Genomic DNA, 21,182 nt, shown 5'->3' with positions numbered 1-21,182 from the left:
ACCGCCCGCCCCGCACCAGCGCACCAGAAGGACGACGTCATGCCTCTCATCAAGGTGAACGGCATCAATCTCAACTACGAGGAGTCAGGGCCGAGTTCGGGCCCGCCCGTACTGCTCGTCATGGGCAGCGGATCCGGCGGCAGGGCCTGGCACCTGCACCAGGTGCCCGCGCTCACCGCCGCCGGATACCGGGTCATCACCTTCGACAACCGCGGCATCCCGCCGACCGACGAGTGCGGCGAGGGATTCACCATCGACGACCTCGTCGGTGACACGGCCGGGCTCATCGAGGCGCTCGGCATCGGGCCCTGCAAGCTCGTCGGCACCTCGCTCGGCGCGCGCGTCGCGCAGGAACTGATGCTCGCGCGCCCCGGCCTGATCGAGCGCGCCGTGCTGCTCGCGACGCGTGGCCGCGCCGACGCGCTGCGCGCCGCGCTCGGCCGCGCCGAGGTCGAACTGCACGACTCGGGGGCCCAGTTGCCCGCCGCGTACGAAGCGGCCGTCCAGGCCATGCAGAACCTCTCGCCGCGCACCCTGAACGACCCCGAGCAGGTCCGCGACTGGCTCGACGTCTTCGAGCTGACCCGCCGTTCGGGCCCTGGCCACCGGGCCCAGCTCGGCCTCAACTCCGAGCAGAACCGCCTCGCGGCCTACCGGGACATCGCGGTGCCCTGCCTCGTCGTCGCCTTCCAGGACGACCTGCTCACCCCGCCGACGCTCTGCCGCGAGGTCGCGGAGGCGATACCCGGCGCGAGCTTCGACGTGGTGCCCGACTGCGGCCACTACGGCTATCTGGAACGGCCCGAAGAGGTCAACAAGCGTGTCATCGAGTTCTTCGGGACGGTGAACTGACCATGGGAACCATGGACTTCAGCCTGTTGTACTTCGCCAACCGCAAGGTCGACGACCCGCCCGCCGAGTACGACCTGCTCTTCGACGCGGCCCGGTTCGCCGACGAGCACGACTTCACCGCGGTGTGGCTGCCCGAGCGGCACTTCCACCCCTTCGGCGGCGCCTACCCCAACCCGGCGCTCGCCGCGGCCGCGCTCGCCACGCGGACCAGCAGGCTGCGGCTGCGCGCGGGCAGCGTCGTGCTCCCGCTGCACGACCCGCTGACCGTCGTCGAGGACTGGGCGTTCGTCGACAACCTCTCGCGCGGCCGCGTCGACCTGGCCCTGGCCACCGGCTGGAACGCCAACGACTTCACGCTGGTGCCCGAGCGCTACGAGGACCGCAGGTCGTACACCATGGACAACGTGCCGGTCCTGCGCGACCTGTGGGCGGGCAAGACCGTCACCCGTCGCAACGGCAAGGGCGCCGACGTCGAGGTCGGCACCTACCCGCGCCCCGTCCAGCCGGACCTGGACATGTGGCTCACCTGCGCGTCCAACCCGGCGGGCTTCGCCGAGGCGGGCGCGCTCGGCCTCAACGTCCTGACCGCGCTGCTCTTCCAGCGCGTGGAGGACCTCCAGCCGCGCATCACCGCGTACCGCGAGGCACGCGAGAAGGCGGGCCTCGACCCCGACACCGGCAAGGTCACCGTCATGGTGCACACCTTCGTGGGGGAGAGCGACGAGGCGGTCCGCGAGACCGTGCGCGAACCCTTCCTGGAGTACCTGGAATCCTCCGTGGACCTGTGGAAGGACCACTGGCAGGACCTCAACAAGTTCTCCGGCGAGAAGCTCCTGAGCTACGCCTTCGAGCGCTACTTCCGTACGTCGGCGCTGCTCGGCTCGGTCGAGAAGTGCACCGAGTTCGTACGGAACCTGCGGGACGCGGGCGTCACCGAGGTGGCCTCGCTGATCGACTTCGGCGCGCCGGGCCGTGTGACGCTGGACGCGCTGCCCTACCTCGACCAGGTGCGGCGCGCCGTCCAGGCGGACTGAGGGGTCATCCCCGATGCCGTGGCGGCGATGCGGAGTCTCCTCCCTCATTTCCCTTGTGGGCAGAGTTAGTTGAGTCAACCTCTGGGGTTTTTGATTCACTTGCCGTGAGTTGAACGGGGGGAGCGCGCTCAGCCCTGCCCCCGCACCGGCCTCCTGGGGGAACAATGACCCGTCCGAACAAGCCCGTCCTCAACCGCCGCACCCTGCTCGGCGGTACCGCCGCAGCCGGTGTCGGTGCCGTCGTGCCCGCCGGGACCGCCGCCGCGGGGGACGTGGGCAAGCAGCGCGGGCCCCTTGACCAGCGTGCGATCGACGCCGTCGTCCGGCGCGTCGAGAGCGGCCTCGTCGAACTGCGGCGCGACCTGCACGCCCATCCGGAGACGGCGAAGAGCGAGACCTCCGCGGGCGAGGTCGCCACCTCCCGGATCGTCGCGCACCTGCTGCGCGCCGCCGGGCTCGAAGTGACCACCGGGGTCGGCGGCTTCGGCGTCGTCGGCGTGCTGAAGGGCGCACGGCCCGGGCGTACCGTCGCCTACCGCGCCGACATGGACGCCGTGCCGCCGGAGGGGATCTTCCCCGAGGCCACCCAGCCCGCCCACGCCTGTGGGCATGACATCCACACCGCCGTCGGCGTCGGCGTCGCGCAGACCCTCGCGCGGTTGCGGCACCGCCTCAGCGGCACCGTCGTCTTCTTCTTCCAGCCGGGGGAAGAGGCCCTTGAGGGGGCTCGCGCGATGATCGATGCCGGTGTGCTGCGAGATTACGCGCCCGAGGAGATCCACGCCCTGCACTGCGGGCCCTTCCCCGTGGGGCAGTTCGCCGTGACCCCCGGCAGCGGGCTGCCCGGGCAGGACGGGACCGTCATCAAGGTGAACGGCGCCGACGCGCTCGCGCGGGCCGAGCGGCTCGCCGCCGAGATCACGGGACTCAGCACCGTCGCGCCCCCGGAGACGTCCGCCGGTCTGGAGAAGATGGTCGCTGACGTACAGATCAAGGACGGGCCGCTGGCCAGGTTCGTCACCGTCCAGGCCGGGGCGGCGAAGGCCGAGGACACGGGGCAGGTCACGGTCTCCGTGTGGTACCGCTGCTGGCCCGAGGAGCGTTACGTCGAGGTGCGCGAGGCCGTCCGGGGGCTGGCCAAGAAGTACGAGGGTGCCGTGGTCGACTTCGACCGGGAGCCCTTCCCCGCCCTGGTCTGCCCCGAGCGCGACGCACTCGCTCTGGGGCGGCACCTGCGCCGTGTCCTGGGCCCGGACGGGGTGACCGTCATGCATGCCGCCTTCCCGTTCAACGGCGAGGACTACGCGCTGTTCCTGGACCGGATCCCGGGCACGTACTCCTTCCTCGGCGTACGGCGGCCGGGGACCGACATCGCCGAGGGGGTCCCGCACTACGGCACCTTCGACCCCGACACCAAGGCCATCGGCGTCGGTGTCCGGGCGATGGCGGGGTGGCTCGCGGCGCGGGCGAAGGCCTGACCGTCAGAAAGGAGAAGGGCCGTCCGTCGGTGTGCCGGACGGCCCTTCCCCTTCTTCGGAGCGGCACGGGGGGACCGCTCCTCCAGGGGTGGTTCAGATGGCGGCGCGAGCGCGCCTGCCGTAGGCCCACACGAGTTCGAGTGCCAGGCCCGCGACCACGGCACAGCCCACCGCGGCCCAGGGCGCGGTGACACCGGTCAGGCGCAGCTGGAACACGTCCCGCAGGGCGGGGACGAGAAGGACGAGGCAGAAGCCCGCCGCCATGGTCAGGACCAGCAGGACCCGCCACCACGTGTAGGGGCGGGCGATGATGGCCAGGGCCCACAGCGCGACGAGGAACAGCGCGAGCGTCGCCGCGGAGGTCTCCGCGGCCAGGTCGCCGTCGTACACCTGCCGGGCCACCAGATACGCCACCGACGTGGCGAGCGCGGCGAGCGCGCCCGCGGGGAGCGCGAAGCGCAGCACCCGGCCCACGAAGTCGGGCCGCGCGCGTTCCTTGCCGGGCGCGAGCGCCAGGAAGAACGCGGGCACGCCGATGGTCAGCGCGCCGATCAGCGTGATGTGCCGGGGCAGGAACGGATAGGGCACGCGCGCGCAGACGATCACGATGGCCAGCAGGACCGAGTAGACGGTCTTGGTGAGGAAGAGATGGGCTACGCGTTCGACGTTGCCGATGACGCGGCGGCCCTCGGCGAGCACCGAAGGCAGCGTCGCGAAGCTGTTGTCGAGCAGCACGATGCGGGCGGCCGCGCGGGCGGCGGGGGATCCCGAGCCCATCGCCACACCGATGTCGGCGTCCTTGAGGGCGAGCACGTCGTTGACGCCGTCGCCCGTCATCGCCACGGTGTGCCCCTTGGCCCGCAGCGCCTTGACCATGTCCTGCTTCTGCCGCGGACCGACCCGGCCGAAGACGTCCCCGCGGCCGACCGCCTCGGCCAGCTCGTGGGGGGCCTCCGGCAGATAGCGGGCGTCCACGGGGTGGTGCGCGCCCGGCAGGCCGAGGCCCGCGGCGACCGCGCCGACGGAGACCGCGCTGTCGCCGGACAGCACCTTCGTGGTGACGCCCTGCTCGGCGAAGTACCGCAGGGCGTCGGGGGCTTCCTCGCGGATGCGCTGCTTGAGGGTGACAAGGGCGCACGGCACCGCCGCGTCCCGCACCGCCGCCGGGTCTCGCAGCAGTGCGTCGAGCGGCCGCGAGCAGCGGGCGAGCAGCAGCACCCGCAGGCCGCGCGCGCCGTAGGTGTCGGCGGCGGCGAGCACCGTGTGCCCGGGGCGCAGCAGCGTGTCGGGCGCGCCGATCAGCCAGGTCGACTCGACGCCGCACGCCTCGACGAAGGTGGCGCCGCTCCAGCGACGGGCCGAGGAGAACGGCGCGTCGGCCGTGCGCACCCACTCGGCGGGATCCGGATGCGCCTCGACGATCGCCCGCATGCTCGCGTCGGGCGCTTCCTCGACGGCGCCGAGCGCGCCGAGCACCGCCGCCACGGGGACGGCCGGATCCAGCGAGTGGACCTCGTCGACGTCCATGGACGGCTCGGTGAGCGTGCCCGTCTTGTCCAGGAACACGGTGTCGACGCGGGCCAGGCCCTCGATCGCGGGCAGCTCCCGGACCAGGCACCGCTGCTTGCCGAGCCGGACCACGCCGACGGCGAACGCCAGCGAGGTGAGCAGCACGAGGCCCTCGGGCACCATCGGCACCAGACCGCCCACCATGCGGCGTACGGCCTCGGGCACGTCGTCGTCGTGGACCGTCAGCTGCGTGATGATCAGCGCGATGCCCGCGGGCACCATGGCGAGCGTCACGAACCGCAGGATCCGGTCGATGCCGTCGCGCAGCTCGGAGTTGACCAGGGCGAACCCGCGGGCCTCCTCGGCGAGCTGCGCCGCGTACGCCTCGCGGCCCACCCGGGTCGCGGTGAACGTCCCGGTGCCCGCCACCACGAAGCCGCCCGACAGCACGGTGTCGCCCGGACGTTTGACGACCGGGTCCGCCTCGCCGGTCAGGAGCGACTCGTCGACCTCCAGGCCCTCGGCGACGCGGACCAGGCCGTCCACCACGATCCGGTCGCCCCGGCGCAGGTCGACGGTGTCGTCGATGACGATCCCGGCCGCGCCGAGCGCCACCGGGGCGCCGTCGCGCCACACCCGGGGCCGGGCCCCGCCGACGGCGGCGAGCCGGTCCAGGGTCCGCTTGGCGCGGAGCTCCTGGACGATGCCGATCAGGGTGTTGGCGAGGATCACGCCGCCGAACAGGGCGTCCTGGACGGGCCCCACGACCATGATGATCACGAAGAGGACGCCGATGACCGCGTTGATCCGTGTCAACAGATTGGCGCGGACGATCTCCCCGACGCCCCGGCTCGACCGGGCGGGGACCTCGTTGACACGGCCCCGCGCGACCCGCTCGGCCACCTGGTCCGCGGTGAGTCCGAGCGCCGCGTCGACGGGCCCCGCGGGCACGGGACCGGCGAAGGCCTCAGGGTCGGCGAAGGCTTCAGGGTCGGCGCCACGACCGGTCTCGCCGTGCGCCTCTACCCGCTTCTCCATGCTTCCGGTGCCCTCCGCACTCGTCGTGCCGGGCCGCTCCCTCCGCGAGGAACGGCCCGGCTGTGTGCCCCGGAGCGACCGTAGAAGCAGGGAAGAGGCCGCCACCAGGCACGAACGGTATGACTTGGCCGGTACTTTCGATGGGGTGGCGGCCGCCGGACGGGCTCAGTGACCAGCGGCTGACGGGCTCAGTTGACCAGCAGCTGGTGGCTGGCGAGTTCACGGTAGAGCGGGCTCGAACCGGTCAGCTCGCCGTGCCTGCCCACCGCCGCGACGCGGCCGCGCTCGACCACCACGATCTGATCGCTGTCGACCACCGTCGAGAGCCGGTGGGCGACGACGACGAGCGTGCGGTCCGCGGAGGCGAAGCTGATCGCGTCCCGCATCGCCGCTTCGTTGCGGGCGTCCAGATTGCTGGTGGCCTCGTCGAGCAGCATGATCGGAGGACGCGCGAGGAACGTCCTGGCCAGCGCGAGACGCTGGCGTTCGCCGCCCGAGAGCAGCACACCGCCCTCGCCGACCTGGGCGTCGAGCCCGTCGTCGGTGCGGGCCACGATGTCCTGCAGATTGACCGAGCGCAGCGCCTCCATCATGTCGTCCTCGGTCGCCTTGGGGGCGGTGAGGGCGAGGTTGTTGCGCAGCGTGCCCGCGAGCACCGGGGCCTCCTGCTCCACGTAGCCGAGCCTGGCGCGCAGTTCGGCCCGCGGCAGATCGCGGACGTCCTGGCCGTGCACGCGGATCGTGCCGCCCGTCACGTCGTAGAACCGCTCGATCAGCGAGAGCAGCGTCGACTTGCCCGCGCCGGAAGGACCGACCAGGGCGGTCCTGGTGCCGCGCGGCACGCTGAAGCTCACGTCGTGCAGGACCTGCTCGCCCGTCGCGTACGAGAAGGAGACGCGGTCGAACTCGACGGCGGGCGGGGATCCGGCGTGGTCGGCGGCCGAACTGCCGGGAGCGGTGCGTTCCTTGACCGACAGCACGGTGCGCAACGGCTTCTCGTCCTCGTCACCCGTCTCCTGCGGCAGGTCGAAGACCTCCTCGATGCGGTGCAGCGCGCCGAGGCCGCTCTGCAGCCGGGTGTAGGCGTTCAGGGCCCGGCCGAGCGGGAACCACAGCATGAACAGCAGCAGCACGAAGGCGACCAGGTCGCCCACGCTCATCGCGCCGTCCGCGACCCGCGCGCCGCCCACGCCGAGCACCACCAGGAAGGCGACCTGCATGGTCGTCGTGGTGATGGGCGTGATCAGCGCCTGCAGCTTGCCGACGTCGAGGCCCGCGTCATGGGCGGCCTGCGCGTCCTTGTCGATGACGGCGCTCTCGCGCTCCTCGGCGCCGCTGGCCCGGATCGTGCGTACGGCCGACAGGGCGCGGTCCACGGAGGCCGTCATGTCGCCCATCCGCATCTGCGCCCGGTGCGAGGCCGACCGCATCCGCCGCGCCAGCGCGAGGACGGCGAGCAGTCCGACGAGGATGCCGCCGACCGCCGCGGCGAACAGCGGCAGGTCCAGGACGGCCATCGCGATCGCCGAGCCGACGACCATGACGATGCTCGTGACGGACTCCAGGAGCCCCGAGGTGACCACCGCGCGCAGCAGCGTGGTGTCCGCGCCCACCCGGGAGAGCAGGTCGCCGGTGCGGCGCAGGTCGTACTCCGCGATCGGCAGCCGCAGCAGATGGGCCACCAGCCAGCGCCTGGTGGTGAGCACCAGGCCCTCCGCGGTGCGCTGGAGCATGAAGTCGCGTACGCCGCTGATCACGGCCACGGCCGTGAGGACGACGACGAGCAGGACCACCTCGGTGGCCACGGACTCCTCGGCCTGGATGTGGTCGAGCACCGACCTGGTCAGGAGCGGCTGGGCCAGCGTGCCGCCGGTCTCCAGGAGGGACAGCACGGCCACCACGACCAGTGCTCCCCGATGGACCCGCAGATACGGCAGGAGCGCGCGCAGCCCGGCGCGACGCCGCGCAGGACGCCGAGAAGTCTTCATGGAACGGGGAGGCTAGGGGCCTTCGTTATGGGCCTCTTATCAATCCCGCGAACCGCTCGGAAAACGGATCAATAACAGAAGAAAAGAGACGCTTTCTATTGTACGGCCTACAGTCCTCTTCCCCGCGGCCATAGGAGAGTTCGTCAGTGCATGCATCAACGCGCGGGTATGCCCCCACAGGAGAGAACCTCCTCGGTCAACTGGAGGAGCTCAAAAGGCAATTCCCCGAGTGGCACGCGCTCGTCGACGGCGAGCGGTTGGAGTCCTTCTCGGCCGAGACGCAGGAACGGCCGGTCAAGCACGACGACTTCGGCAGCGACGAGGCCGGCGGGCGCGGTATCGAGTACCTCCACGCCCAGGCCATCAACACCCAGGCGCGTGCCACCGGGATCAAGAAGCTCCTGGGGTTCGCCGGTGGCTCCGCCGAGCGCTCCGGTGAGCGCTACCTCGTCGACCTGCTCGGCGGTGACGGTCTCATCCGGACCGTCTGCGAAGAGCTGGGCATCACCGACTTCAACATTCTGACCTGCGACGCGTCGCCCCACATGATCTCGGCGGCCTGGGCGGCGGGCAAGCCCGCGCTGTTGCAGCGCGCGGAGCGACCGCTGCTCAAGGACAGCTCGGTCGACGCCGTGCTCCTCGCCTACGGCTCGCACCACGTGCCGCCGTCCGACCGGCAGTCCGTCGCCACCGAAGCGGCCCGCACGCTGCGTCCCGGCGGCACCTTCGTGCTGCACGACTTCCTCGTCGGCTCGCCCGTCGACGTCTGGTTCGAGCAGGTCACCGACGCCTACTCGGAGACCGGACACAAATTCCTGCATTTCACGTGGGACGAGATCACCGGCTATCTGGAAAAGGCCGGATTCGACTCGTACGAAGTCCTGGAGATCGACGACCCGTACACGGCGACAGGACCCACGCCGGAAGCCGCGGAGCTGGAAATCGGCAAGTACCTGCTCAACATGTACGGCCTGACCAAGCTCCTCAAGGACCGCGACGAAGCGGACGCCTACCGGTGGACGGCGAAGACGGCCCAGTCCATCTTCCGTTACGAGGACGCCGAGGGCGGCCTCCTGGAGGCCGAACTAGGCTTCGACGAGGAGAGCGACGCCTGGCGGATCACGATCCCGCGCCGTGCCGTCGTCGGCATCGGCCGTAAGAACCCGTGATCCGCATACTCTTCGCAACCGACCGTCCCGGAAAGGAACACGCGCCATGACCAACCCCTTCGAGAACGACGACGCCCAGTACCTGGTCCTCGTGAACGACGAGAACCAGCACTCCCTGTGGCCCGTGTTCGTCGACGTGCCCGAGGGCTGGAGGTCCGTCTTCGGCGAGGCCGCCCGCAAGGACTGCCTCGAGTACATCGAGCGGAACTGGACCGACATGCGGCCCAAGAGCCTCGTCGACGCCATGGACGGGAGCAAGTGACCCAGGCCGTACCGGCCGTCCCCGACCTGGTCGACCCCACCAGCCACCTCGATCCCGGCATGGACGAGGTCTGGGCGGGGCTGCGCAGGGACGATCCGGTCCACTGGCACCCGGGCACGGCGGACACCCCGGGATTCTGGGTCGTGACCCGGCACGCCGACGTGTCCGCCATCCTGCGCGACCCCGCCCGCTTCACCTCCGAGAAGGGCAACGTGCTCGCCACGATGCTGCACGGCGGTGACTCGGGCGCGGGCCGGATGCTGGCGGTCACCGACGGGCCCCGGCACAAGGAGCTGCGCACGGTACTGATGTCGGCCTTCTCGCCGCGCGCCCTGGCGGGCGTGGCCCAGCGAGTGCGCTCCACCACCCGGCGCCTCCTGGAGGAGGCGCTGGAGCGCGGCAAGGTCGACTTCGCGCAGGACATCGCCTCGCACATCCCGCTGGCCACCATCTGTGACCTGCTCGCCGTGCCCGAGGCGGATCGCGACTACATCCTCACCCTGACCAAGTCGGCGCTCGCCTCCGACTACGCGAACCAGGACAGCGGTGAGGACCGGCTCGCCCGTGGCGAACTGCTCCTGTACTTCCACGACTTGACGCGGCAGCGCAGGGCGAACCCGGGCGACGACGTCATCAGTCTGCTCGCCACCCGCAAGGTGGGCGGGGAGCTGCTGCACGAGGACGACATCGTCCTGAACTGCTACAGCCTGATCATGGGCGGCGACGAGACCAGCAGGCTCTCGATGATCGGCGCCGTGCACGCCATGATCCAGCGGCCCGACCAGTGGCGGGCGCTCAAGAGCGGCGACGTCACGATGGCGAGCGCGGGCGAGGAGGTGCTTCGCTGGACGACACCCACCATGCACTTCGGCCGGGTGGCCACCGAGGACGTCGAACTGCACGGGCGCACCATCGCCGAAGGCGACCTGGTGACCCTCTGGTTCAACGCGGCCAACAGGGACGAGGGCGTCTTCGACGACCCGTACCGCTTCGACCTCGGCCGGAGCCCGAACAAGCACCTCACCCTCGGGTACGGCCCGCACTTCTGCCTGGGGGCCCATCTCGGCCGGGTGGAGATCACCGCGATGCTCGACGGTCTGCGCACGTTCGTCGCGGAGGTCGAGCAGGTCGGGGACGAGCGGCACATCTACTCGAACTTCCTGTCCGGCATGAGCAGTCTGCCGGTCGCCCTCACCCCCCAACGAGGGCCGACGCCCTGGGAGGAATGAGCGCCGACGAAGGGCGAGGAGGCACAGCGCCTCCTCGCCCTTCGTCGTTTCCGCGTCCCCCCGTACGTACCCCACTCGTATGACCGGAGCACTGCCGAAGGTCAATTCCAGCGGTGCCGAACGCCAGATGTGGCGGGTGCGGCCCGCGTCCTACGGTCGTGGTGCTGCAAGGGAAGGAGCACAACCACCATGATCACGTTGAACGGCGTGACCAAGCGGTACGGCGACAAGGCCGCTGTTAACGACCTGTCTCTGGAGATCAAGCCCGGCAAGGTCACCGGCTTCCTCGGCCCCAACGGGGCGGGCAAGTCGACGACCATGCGCATGATCCTGGGCCTTGACGAACCCACCTCGGGACAGGCGCTCATCAACGGCAAGCCGTACAGCGCGTTGCGACACCCGCTCAGCGAGGTCGGAGCGCTCCTGGACGCCAAAGCCGGACACCCGGGCCGTACCGCGTACCACCACCTCCTGGGCCTGGCCCGGAGCAACGGCATCTCCGCCAAGCGGGTCACCGAGGTCCTCGACGTCGTCGGCCTCGGCGAGGTGAAGAACAAGCGCATCGGCTCGTTCTCGCTCGGCATGGGCCAGCGCCTGGGCATCGCGGTCGCGCTCATCGGCGACCCGAAGGTGCTGCTCTTCGACGAGCCGGTCAACGGCCTCGACCCCGACGGGGTGCGCTGGGTCCGCGAGTTCATCCGCTCGCTCGCCGCCGAGGGCCGCACGGTCTTCGTGTCGAGCCACCTGATGAGCGAGATGCAGGACACCGCCGACCACCTCGTCGTCATCGGCCGCGGCAAGCTCATCGCGGACGCGCCCATCGAGGAGGTCATCTCAGGATCCTCGATGAACTCGATGAAGGTCGTCACCACCGATCTGGACGTGCTCCAGAAGGAACTGGTGCGCACCGGCCTGGACGCCAAGGAACACCCCGAGGGCAACGCCCTCCTGGTGACCGGCGGTTCGCTGGAGGACATCGGCTCCACCGCCCACCGCCTGGGCCTGCCGATCTTCGAACTCAGCCAGCGCAACGCCTCGTTGGAGCAGGCCTACATGGAGCTCACGGCGGCCAGCGTCGAGTACGAGGCGGCAGGCATCACCCAGCAACCGTCGGACGCGAAGCGATAGGAAGCCCGAAAGCCATGACTGCGACAGCCATTCCCAGTGGCCCGACCCAGGGCCAGACCGAGGGTCGGGCCAAGCTCAAGGGCGGCGGCCTGCGCGGAGCGCTCGCGTTCGAGTGGACCAAGCTGTGGACGGTCCGCTCCACCTGGTGGAACCTCCTCGCCGCCGTCGTCCTGATGACGGGCTTCTCCGCGATCGTCGGCATGTCCGCCGAGGCGAGCGCGAAGAACGGCGTCAGCGTCGCCGAACCCGCGCCGCACGCGGCCACCGACGCCGTGCTGCTCGTGCAGCTGACCACCGTCATGCTCGCCACCCTCGCCATCACCAGCGAGTACGCGAGCCGCTCCATCCTCACCACCCTGCAGAGCGTGCCCGTACGCAAGCGGATGTTCTTCGCCAAGTCGGTCGTCGTCACGGCGGTGGCCCTGGTCACCGGCATGGTGTTCAGCGCCCTCGGCACCCTCGTCGCCGCCCCGCTGATGGGTGACTACGGCGAGTTCACCGGCGGCGAGTTCGCCAAGACGGCCCTCGGCACGGGTGCCTACCTCGCCCTGCTCGCCCTGTTCACCGTCGGCCTCGGCACGATGATGCGCAGTGCGGCGGGCACCATCACCACCGTGATCATGATGCTCCTCGCGGTGCCGCAGATCATGTCGGTCGTCGGCGTCGACTGGCTGAAGGACGCGGCCGACTATATGCCGGGCAACGCGGGCGTGGTCCTGATGACCCAGGACACCGAGCCCTACGGCTCCGGCACCGCACTGATCGTCCTCCTGGTGTGGACCCTGGTGAGCTTCATCGGCGGTCGCACGCTCCTCCGACGCCGGGACGCCTGAAAATCCCCCGCAGGCTCCCGGTCCGAACGGCCCGGGGGCGGTGATGCCACCCCCCTTCGGCGTCACCGCTCCCGGGCCGCTCCGTATCCCGACATGCCCCTCCATCAACTGATAACGCGTCAATAGAGCCCGCATACCGCGCTCTTCGACACTGTCGGAGTGTCAGACCCGAACGCGTACCGAGCAGCGAGCGCCGCGCAGCAAGGCGTCTGGCTGGCCCACCAGCTGGACCCCGACAGCACGCTCTACCACTGCGGGGTCCGCCTCGTCGTCGAGGGCCGCGGCCTCGACGTACCGCTGCTCCGCGAAGCCGTGCGGCGCGCGGTCACCGAGGCCGAGACGCTGCGGACGCGGTTCGTCGCGTACGAGGACGAACTGCGCGTGCGGATCGCGGACGTGCCCGAGGAGCCGCTGACCGTCGTCGACCTGCGGGCCGGACCCGCCGCCGAGCGGGAGGCCGCCGCCCGCGCGTGGACGGACGCCGACCTCGGGGCCTCCATGGACCTGGCGCGCGGCCCGCTCGCCGCGCACACCCTGCTCCGGATCGCCGACGACCGGGCCTGGCTCCAGCTGCGCTACCACCACATCACCCTCGACGGATACGGCCAGAGCCTCTATCTGCGTCGCCTCGCCGACCTCTACAGCGCCCTGGTGGCGGGCCGCGACCCCGGACCGAGCCCCTTCGCGCCGCTGAGCGTCCTCCTCGACGAGGACGCGGAGTACCGCGCCTCCGCCCGGCACGCCCGCGACCGCGCCCACTGGCTGCGGGAGTTCACCGGCGCGCCCGCGCCCGTCACCCTCGCGGGCCGCACCGCGCCACCCCGTGCCGAGGTGCTGCGCAGCGCCGTACGGCTGCCGGGGGAGCGCGTGCGGGGGCTCCTGGACGCGGTGCCGGGCGCCGCTGGCCGCTGGTCGCTGCTCGTCGTCGCCGCCACCGCCGCCTATCTGCACAGGATCGGCGGCGCCCGCGAGGTGGTCATCGGGCTGCCGCTCGCCGCGCGGGCGGGCGGGGCGTCGGCCGCCACGCCCTCCATGGCGGTGAACGTGTTGCCGCTGCGGCTCACCCTCGACGACACGACGACGTTCGCCGAACTGGTCGCCAGGACCCGCCGGAAGGTCAGCGAGGCGATCGGGCACCAGCGCTACCGGGGCGAGGAACTCCGCGCGGAACTCGGCCTTTCGGGCGCCTTCGACGAACTGCACGGCCCGTCCGTGAACACCATCGCCTACGAGGAGGAACCGGCCTTCGCGGGCCTGCGCGTCACCCGCCACCAGGTCATGACGGGCCCCGTCAAGGACCTGTCGGTCGTCGCCGTCGGCACCCAGGACGGCGCGGGCGGCGTCCTCGTCGAGCTGGAGGCCAACCCCGCGGTGTACGACGCCGACGGCCTGACCCGGCACCGGGACCGCTTCACCGCGTTCCTCGACGCGCTCGCCCGCACCCCCGACCAGCCGGTCGACGGCATCGACGTGCTCGGCGACGCCGAGCGGGACCTGCTGCGCACCTGGCGTGCCACCGGCACGGGGACGCCGCCGCCCACGGAGAGCCTCCCGCGCCTCTTCGAACGGCAGGCACGTCTGCGCCCCGACGCGACTGCCGTCGTCGACGATGAACAGGCCCTTACGTACGGGGAGTTGAACGCCCGCGCCGACCGTCTTGCGCGAAGCCTCACCGCGCGGGGCGTGGCCCCCGGCGACCTCGTCGCGATCCTGATGCGGCGCTCGGCCCACCTCGTAGTGGCGATCCTCGCGACGCTCAAGGCGGGCGCGGGCTACGTGCCGCTGCACCGGGGGCACCCGCCTGAGCGGGCCCGCCGGATCCTCGCCGACACGGCGGCGCGCGCCTTGCTGACCGACGACGTGGGGAGCACGCACCCGGTGACGGCCGGGGGCGGGCCGCCCGTGATCGAGGTGGGCGGCCCGGACGCGGACATACCGGGCACGGATGTGCCGGGCGCCGACGTGCCGGGCGACGCCCTCGCGTACGTGATGTTCACCTCCGGCTCCACCGGCCTGCCCAAGGGCGTGGCCGTCACCCACGCCAACGTGGCGGCCTTCGCCCTCGACCGGTGCTGGCGCGACGACGTCGCCGCATGCGTCGTCTTCCACGCCAACCACGCCTTCGACGCGTCCACCTACGAGCTCTGGGTGCCGCTGCTGCGCGGCGGCCGGATCGTCGTGGCGCCGGAAGTACCGCCCACGGCCGAACACATCGGGCGGCTCATCGCCACCCACCGTGCCACCAACTTCCATGCCACCGCAGGGCTGTTCAGGGTGCTCGCGCAGGAAGCGCCGCACGTCTTCGCCGGGCTGCGGGAGATCTCCACCGGCGGCGACGTCGTCTCCGCCGACGCGATCCGCGCGCTCCAGCGGGCCTGCCCCGACCTGGTGATCCGCACCACCTACGGGCCGACCGAGACCACCGCGTTCGCCACCCACCTCCCGTTCACCGCCGCCGACCCGGTGCCCGACGCCGTGCCGATCGGCCGCCCCATGGACCACACCCGCGCCCACGTCCTCGACGCCGGGCTGCGCCCCGTGCCCGTCGGCGTCGCGGGCGAGCTGTACCTCGCGGGCGCGGGCGTCGCGCGCGGCTACTGGGGGCGTCCCTCGCTCACCGCGGGGCGGTTCCTGCCCGATCCCTTCGGGGCGCCCGGTGAGCGCATGTACCGCACCGGGGACATCGCCCGGTGGCGGCCCGACGGCACCCTCGACCATCTGGAGCGCGCCGACGACCAGGTCAAGATCCGCGGCTTCCGCATCGAGCCCGGCGAGATCGAGTCGGCCCTCAGGCGTCGCCCCGAGGTCGGCCAAGCGGTTGCGCTGGTAAGGGAGTTCGCGGGCGCGGGCGCGGGCGCGGGTGCGGGTGCCGGTGCGGGTACGGCTGGCGTCGGGGCGCGGAGCGGCGGTGACGGTGTGGACAAGCGGCTCGTCGCCTACGTCGTGCCCTCGGGCGAGCCCGGCACCACGACCCCCGATCCCAGCGCCCTGCGCACCGCGCTGGCCGGGCACCTGCCCGACTACATGGTGCCCGCCGCCGTCGTCGTCGTGGACGCGCTGCCGATCACCGCGAACGGCAAGCTCGACCGCGCGGCCCTGCCCGCCCCCGACTTCGGCACGCCGACCCCGGGCAGGTCCCCGCGCACCCCGCTGGAGGCCACTCTGTGCGGGCTCTTCGCCGATGTCCTCGGCGTGGACCGTGCCGACCGCGTCTCAGGTGTGGGCATCGACGACAGTTTCTTCGACCTGGGCGGACACTCCCTGACGGCCACGCGCCTCGCGGGCCGGGTGCGCTCCGCGCTCGGCCTCGAACTGGAGATGCGGGCGCTGTTCGAGACGCCCACGGTCGCGGCGCTGGCCGAGAGCTTGTCCGAGGGCCTGTCCCGCGTGAAGCGGGCAGGCCCGCCGCTCCTTCCGGTGCCCGACGCCGCCCGCCCCGAGCCGCTGCCGCTGTCCTACGCGCAGCGCCGCCTGTGGCTCATCGAGCAGCTCGAAGGCCCCGGCGCCACCTACAACATGCCCCTTGCCCTGCGCCTGACGGGGCCGCTCGACCGCGCGGCGCTCGCCCTCGCCCTGTCCGACGTCACCGAGCGGCACGCGAGCCTGCGCACGGTCTTCCCGCAGGGACCCGAGGGACGGCCCCACCAGCGAATCCTGACCGGCGCCGCGGGCACCGGGGGCGTACCGGCGCTGACCGTGCGCGATGCGACGCCCGACGAGGTGCGGGGGCTGCTCGCCGCCGAGGCCGCGCGCGGCTTCGACCTCACACGGGACGCCCCGCTGCGCGCCACCCTGTGGCACGTCGGCGCCGACGACCACGTCCTGCTCCTGGTCATCCACCACATCGCGGCCGACGCCTGGTCGCTGCCGCCGCTCCTGCGCGACCTGTCCACGGCGTACGCGGCCCGGCGCGCGGGCGGCGGCGCCGACCTGCCGCCGCTGCCCGTGGACTACGCCGACTACACGCTGTGGCAGCGCGCGCTCCTGGGCGACCCGGATGACGAGGACAGCCCCGCCGCCACGCAACTCATCTATTGGCGCGCCGCGTTGGCGGATCTACCGCAGGAGCTCGCGCTCCCTTACGACCGCCCGCGCCCGCAGGCGGCCTCTCATCGGGGCGGCTCCGTGCCGCTCGTCATCGACGCGAGCCTGCACGACAGGATCGGACGGCTCGGCCGCGCGGGCGGCGCCAGCGCGTTCATGGTCGTCCAGGCCGCCGTCGCCGCCCTGCTCACCCGGCTCGGCGCGGGCGAGGACATCCCCCTGGGGGCGCCGGTCGCCGGGCGCACGGACGACGCGCTCGACGACCTGGTGGGCTTCTTCGTCAACACCCTGGTCCTGCGCACCGACACCTCGGGCGACCCGACGTTCCGGGAGCTCATCGCCCGGGTGCGGGACCGCGACCTCTCCGCCTACGCCCATCAGGACCTGCCCTTCGACCGGCTCGTCGAGGCGCTCAACCCCCGGCGCTCGCTCGCCGGGCACCCGCTGTTCCAGGTGATGCTCGCCTTCCAGGGCGTGGCCGACGGGGCCGCCGAGCTCGCCGGGGTCGAGGTGGAGCGCGAGCCGCTCGCCGCGCCCGCCGTCAAGTTCGACCTCTCCTTCGAGCTCGCCGAACGGTTCGCCGCCGACGGCACGGCCGCAGGGATCACCGGCACCGTCGAGTACGCGCGGGACCTCTTCGACGCGGCCATGGCGGACGGCATCGCGCGACGGCTCGTACGGTTCATCGACGCGGTCACCGCCGACGCCGATCAGCCACTGAGTGCGGTCGACATCCTCGAACCCGCCGAGCAGACGCGGCTGTTGACCGAGTGGAACGACACTCGGGCTTCCCTTCCCGAAGCCACCGTGCCGGAGCTGTTCGCGGCGCGCGCGGAGGAAACGCCACAGGCCACCGCGCTCGTCTTCAGGGGCGCCGAGCTGACGTACCGCGAACTGGACACCCGCGCGGAGCGCCTCGCCCGGCACCTGGCCGGACTCGGCGCGGGCCCCGAACGCGTCGTGGGGATCGCGCTCCCGCGCTCCACCGAGCTGATCGTCACGCTCCTCGCCGTACTCAAGACGGGCGCGGCGTTCCTGCCGCTCGATCCGCAACTGCCAGCGGAACGGCTTGAGTTCATGCTCAGGGATGCGGAGCCGATGTGCGTGGTGACGCGCGGGGGCGTGGCCGAGGGGCTGCCCGCAGGGGGGTGCGCGCTTGTCGTGCTCGACGACTTGGGCAACGTCCCCGACGACTCGACCGCCCCCGTCGCCTCCGCTCCCGTGTCCGTATCCGTGTCCGTGTCCGTGAGTGGACACCACCCCGCCTACGTCATCTACACCTCCGGCTCGACCGGGCGCCCCAAGGGGGTCCTCGTCACCCGCGCGGGGCTCGCCAATCGGCTCGACTGGATGCAGGAGCGCTACCGCCTGACCCGCGCCGACCGCGTGCTCCAGAAGACGCCCGCGAGTTTCGACGTCTCCGTCTGGGAGTTCTTCTGGCCGCTGGTGCGCGGCGCGACACTGGTCGTCGCCGAGCCCGAGGGGCACAAGGACCCCGACTACCTGGCCGACGCGATCCGCGCGCACGGCGTGACCGTCGCCCACTTCGTACCGTCGATGCTCCGCGCCTACCTCCAGGCGCCGAAGGCCGCCCAACCCTCCTCGCTGCGCCGCGTGTTCTGCAGCGGCGAGGCCCTCACGCGGGAGCTGGAGGCCGACTTCCACGCCACGGTGGACGCGCCGCTTTCGAATCTCTACGGGCCGACCGAGACGGCCGTGGACGTCACCGCGTGGGACTGCCGCGCCGACGACGACGGGGCCGCCGCCGGGCCGGTGCCGATCGGCGAGCCGGTGGCGAACACGCGTCTCTACGTCCTCGACCGGCGGCTCGGTCTCGTACCGCCGGGTGTGGTGGGGGAGTTGTACGTGGCGGGCGTGCAGTTGGCGCGCGGCTATGTGCGCCGTCCCGGCCTCTCCGCGGAGCGTTTCGTCGCGGATCCCCATGCCGCTTCGTACGGCGCGGCGGGTGAACGCATGTACCGTACGGGCGACTTGGCGCGGTGGCGTCCCGACGGGCAGGTCGAGTACGTCGGCCGGGTGGACGACCAGGTGAAGGTGCGCGGCTTCCGCATCGAGCCCGGTGAGGTCGAGGCGGCGCTGCTCGGACATCCCCGGGTGGCCCGGGCCGCCGTGGTGGTCCGGGCGGACGGGCCCGGCGAGCCCCGCCTCATCGGCTACGTGGTGCCGTCCGGCGGCGGCTGCGACCCGGCGGACGTGCGGCGCTCCGTGCGGGACCTGCTGCCCGACTACATGGTGCCCGCCGCCGTCGTACCGCTCGACGCGCTGCCGGTGACCGCCAACGGCAAGCTCGACCGCGCGGCGCTCCCCGCGCCGGGCTTCACCGCCGCACCCGGCGGCCGGGCTCCGCGCACGACGCGCGAACGCACGCTGTGCGCGCTGTTCGCCGAGGTCCTCGCGGTGGCGTCGGTCACCGTCGACGACGGCTTCTTCGACCTCGGCGGCGACAGCATCCTCTCCATCGACCTGGTCAGCAGGGCCCGCGCGGCCGGTCTCGTCCTCACCCCCGGCGACGTGTTCCGCTGCGGGACGGTCGCCGAACTCGCCGACGTGGCGCGGGACGCGGCCGACGACGTCCCGCCCGCGGGGCCCGCCGAGCTGGCGCCCACGGGGGAGCTGGAGCCGACCCCGGTCATGCACTGGCTGCGCGAACGCGGCGGCCGGGCCGACGCCTTCCACCAGTCGGTGCTCGTGTGGACCCCCGCGGGACTCGACGAGGAGGGCCTGATCGCGGCGGTCGACGCCCTGGGCCGCCACCATCACGCGCTGCGGATGCGCCTGGATGTCGACGGCGAGCGTGGCGGCGACGGCGGCGTGCGATGGCGGCCGTACCTCCCCGATGCCGGGGCCTTCGACGCGGCGGGATGCGTACGCCGCATCGACGCGACCCGTCTCGACGAGTCGGGCCTGCGCGCCCGTGTCGCGGAGGAGACGGTGGCCGCGGAGGGCCGACTGCGGCCGCGCGACGGGGTGGTGCTGCAGGCGGTGTGGTTCGACGCGGGCCGGGACCGGTGCGGTCAACTGGTGCTGCTCGCCCACCACTTGGCCGTCGACGCGGTGTCCTGGCGGATCCTGCTCGCCGACCTCGCGGTGGCCTGGGACGCGGTGGCGGCCGGGCGCGGGCCCGTGCTGGCCCCCGTGGGCACCTCGCTGCGGTCCTGGGCGGCGGCGCTCGTGGCCGAGGCCGGGTCGGAGCGGCGCGAGGCCGAGCTGTCCGCCTGGACCGAGATCCTGCGAACGCCGGAACTCCCTCTCGGAGGGCGTGATGTGGACCCGGCGAGGGACCTGGGCGAGACCGCGACGTCCCTCACGGTGACCGTCCCCGACCGGGACGTGGACCCGCTCCTGAACGGGCTCCCCGCCGCCTACCGCACCGACGTGCCCACGGTCCTGCTCACCGGGCTGGCCCTCGCCGTCGGCGAGTGGCGCCGCCGGGCGGGCGGGCCGGGCGACGGGAGCGTACTCGTCGACGTGGAGGGCCACGGCCGCGAGGAGACGCTCGTGCCGGGCGCCGACGTTTCCCGGACCGTGGGCTGGTTCACGACGATGTATCCCGTACGTCTCGACGCGGGCGGCGACGAGGGCTCGACGCGGGACGGGTGGGACGCGGTCCTGGACGGCGGCGCCGAGGCGGGCGCCGCGCTCAAGCGGGTCAAGGAACAACTGCGTGCGGTGCCTGGGCGCGGGGTGGGCCACGGTCTGTTGCGCCACCTCAACGGCCGGACGGCGCCGGTGCTCGCCGCGCTCGGCCGACCCCAGATCCTCTTCAACCACCTGGGGCGGCTCACGTCCGCCGCCGCGGGCGCGCCCGAACCTTGGCACCCCGTCGCCGTGCCGCAGGGGCCGCCGCGCGGTACCCCGGGGCTTCCCCTGTCCCATGCCCTTGAGATCACCACGCTGGTCGAGGACCACGGTGCGGGGCCGCGGCTGCGGCTCACGCTGTCCTGGCCCGGCGGCCTGCTGACCGAACCCGATGTGGCCTCGCTCGCCCGTACCTGGCTGGCCGGTCTGAGCGCGCTGGCCCGGCACGCGGGACGGCCCGACGCGGGCGGCAGGTCGCCGTCCGACCTCGCGCTCGTCTCCCTCAGCCAGGAACAGATCGAGCGGCTCGAAAACACCTGGAGGACTTCGCGGTGAGCGCGGAAATCGAAGACATCCTGCCGCTGTCCCCGTTGCAGGAAGGGCTGCTGTACCACGCCCAGCACGGCACGGAGGGATCGTCGGGCACGGTCGACGCCTACGGCGTCCAACTGACCCTGCGCCTGTCGGGCCCCCTGAACCACCCCCGCCTGCGAGCGGCCTGCCAATCCCTGCTCGCCCGCCACGCCAACCTCCGCGCCGCATTCCTCCACGAGGGTGTGGACCGCCCGGTCCAGCTGATCGCGGCTGAGGTGGATACGCCCTGGCGGGAGCATGACCTGCGGGGCGTGGGCAGCGGGGAATCAGGTGCCGTCGGAGCGGCGGGGCACGGCGGGGGGCCGCCTGGTGCCGGAGCGTTCGGGCACGCCGGATGGCCGGATGGCGGCGAAGAGCCCGGCCATGGGGCTGACGTTGCTGCGGGACTGTGCGCGGGCACGGCGTCCGCGCGGGAGAGTCGTAC

11 protein-coding genes and 1 pseudogene are annotated in these 21,182 nt (G+C 72.4%); 10 read left to right on the top strand and 2 right to left on the bottom strand.

Translation table 11 applies throughout. The annotated features are described in order from the left end of the window. The first annotated feature begins 39 nt into the window (after positions 1-39). The 3 genes from CP970_RS09625 to CP970_RS09615 all read left to right on the top strand — a co-directional run bounded on the left by CP970_RS09625 (position 40) and on the right by CP970_RS09615 (position 3,364). Complete coding sequence (locus tag CP970_RS09625) at positions 40-852, top strand: alpha/beta fold hydrolase (RefSeq protein WP_055543448.1); 813 nt, start codon at positions 40-42, stop codon at positions 850-852. 2 nt (positions 853-854) lie between these two features. Next, positions 855-1,886, top strand: a complete 1,032-nt coding sequence (locus tag CP970_RS09620) for a MupA/Atu3671 family FMN-dependent luciferase-like monooxygenase (protein ID WP_055543449.1) — start codon at positions 855-857, stop codon at positions 1,884-1,886. 164 nt (positions 1,887-2,050) lie between these two features. Further along, positions 2,051-3,364 (top strand): M20 metallopeptidase family protein, encoded by a 1,314-nt coding sequence (locus tag CP970_RS09615; RefSeq protein ID WP_055543450.1) that lies wholly within the window; start codon positions 2,051-2,053, stop codon positions 3,362-3,364. Positions 3,365-3,457: 93 nt separating this feature from the next. Here CP970_RS09615 and CP970_RS09610 read toward each other — a convergent pair whose 3' ends face one another. Both CP970_RS09610 and CP970_RS09605 read right to left on the bottom strand, forming a co-directional pair. Then, positions 3,458-5,911: an HAD-IC family P-type ATPase gene (locus CP970_RS09610; RefSeq protein ID WP_079043084.1), complete on the bottom strand. Its 2,454-nt coding sequence runs from the start codon at positions 5,909-5,911 to the stop codon at positions 3,458-3,460. A 188-nt stretch (positions 5,912-6,099) separates the two neighbouring features. Continuing rightward, positions 6,100-7,899, bottom strand: a complete 1,800-nt coding sequence (locus CP970_RS09605; protein WP_055543451.1) for an ABC transporter ATP-binding protein — start codon at positions 7,897-7,899, stop codon at positions 6,100-6,102. 146 nt (positions 7,900-8,045) lie between these two features. Here CP970_RS09605 and CP970_RS09600 point away from each other — a divergent pair, with 146 nt between their 5' ends. From CP970_RS09600 to CP970_RS45950, 7 genes and pseudogenes are all read left to right on the top strand, one after another. Next, on the top strand, positions 8,046-9,068 hold the full coding sequence (locus CP970_RS09600) for a class I SAM-dependent methyltransferase (protein WP_055543452.1): 1,023 nt from the start codon (positions 8,046-8,048) through the stop codon (positions 9,066-9,068). Between the two features lie 46 nt (positions 9,069-9,114). Continuing rightward, positions 9,115-9,330, top strand: coding sequence for an MbtH family protein (locus CP970_RS09595; RefSeq protein ID WP_055543453.1), 216 nt, complete (start codon positions 9,115-9,117; stop codon positions 9,328-9,330). After that, positions 9,327-10,559 carry a cytochrome P450 gene (locus tag CP970_RS09590; protein ID WP_055543454.1) on the top strand — a complete coding sequence of 411 codons (1,233 nt, stop codon included), beginning with the start codon at positions 9,327-9,329 and terminating at the stop codon, positions 10,557-10,559. Before CP970_RS09595 ends, CP970_RS09590 begins: the two co-directional genes overlap by 4 nt. Before the next feature lie 189 nt (positions 10,560-10,748). Further along, positions 10,749-11,687: an ABC transporter ATP-binding protein gene (locus tag CP970_RS09585; RefSeq protein ID WP_055543455.1), complete on the top strand. Its 939-nt coding sequence runs from the start codon at positions 10,749-10,751 to the stop codon at positions 11,685-11,687. 14 nt (positions 11,688-11,701) lie between these two features. Beyond that, the gene (locus CP970_RS09580) at positions 11,702-12,520 is read left to right on the top strand and encodes an ABC transporter permease (protein WP_055543456.1); all 819 of its coding nucleotides are present in this window, start codon (positions 11,702-11,704) and stop codon (positions 12,518-12,520) included. Between the two features lie 159 nt (positions 12,521-12,679). Then, the gene (locus CP970_RS09575; RefSeq protein WP_055543457.1) at positions 12,680-20,719 is read left to right on the top strand and encodes a non-ribosomal peptide synthetase; all 8,040 of its coding nucleotides are present in this window, start codon (positions 12,680-12,682) and stop codon (positions 20,717-20,719) included. Continuing rightward, positions 20,716-20,994: pseudogene (locus tag CP970_RS45950) on the top strand (condensation domain-containing protein); the annotation flags it as partial. The gene CP970_RS09575 and the pseudogene CP970_RS45950, both read left to right, overlap by 4 nt. Positions 20,995-21,182: the final 188 nt, after the last annotated feature.

Source organism: Streptomyces kanamyceticus (genome assembly GCF_008704495.1).
Lineage (GTDB): Bacteria > Actinomycetota > Actinomycetes > Streptomycetales > Streptomycetaceae > Streptomyces > Streptomyces kanamyceticus.
This window is presented reverse-complemented; position numbering and strand designations above follow the sequence as displayed.

What these genes read in the sequence shown, in the direction of transcription:
- CP970_RS09625 (WP_055543448.1), top strand. Translation starts at nt 40, where the DNA reads ATGCCTCTCATCAAGGTGAACGGCATCAATCTCAACTACGAGGAGTCA.
- CP970_RS09620 (WP_055543449.1), top strand. Translation starts at nt 855, where the DNA reads ATGGGAACCATGGACTTCAGCCTGTTGTACTTCGCCAACCGCAAGGTC.
- CP970_RS09615 (WP_055543450.1), top strand. Translation starts at nt 2,051, where the DNA reads ATGACCCGTCCGAACAAGCCCGTCCTCAACCGCCGCACCCTGCTCGGC.
- CP970_RS09610 (WP_079043084.1), bottom strand. Translation starts at nt 5,911, where the DNA reads ATGGAGAAGCGGGTAGAGGCGCACGGCGAGACCGGTCGTGGCGCCGAC.
- CP970_RS09605 (WP_055543451.1), bottom strand. Translation starts at nt 7,899, where the DNA reads ATGAAGACTTCTCGGCGTCCTGCGCGGCGTCGCGCCGGGCTGCGCGCG.
- CP970_RS09595 (WP_055543453.1), top strand. Translation starts at nt 9,115, where the DNA reads ATGACCAACCCCTTCGAGAACGACGACGCCCAGTACCTGGTCCTCGTG.
- CP970_RS09585 (WP_055543455.1), top strand. Translation starts at nt 10,749, where the DNA reads ATGATCACGTTGAACGGCGTGACCAAGCGGTACGGCGACAAGGCCGCT.
- CP970_RS09580 (WP_055543456.1), top strand. Translation starts at nt 11,702, where the DNA reads ATGACTGCGACAGCCATTCCCAGTGGCCCGACCCAGGGCCAGACCGAG.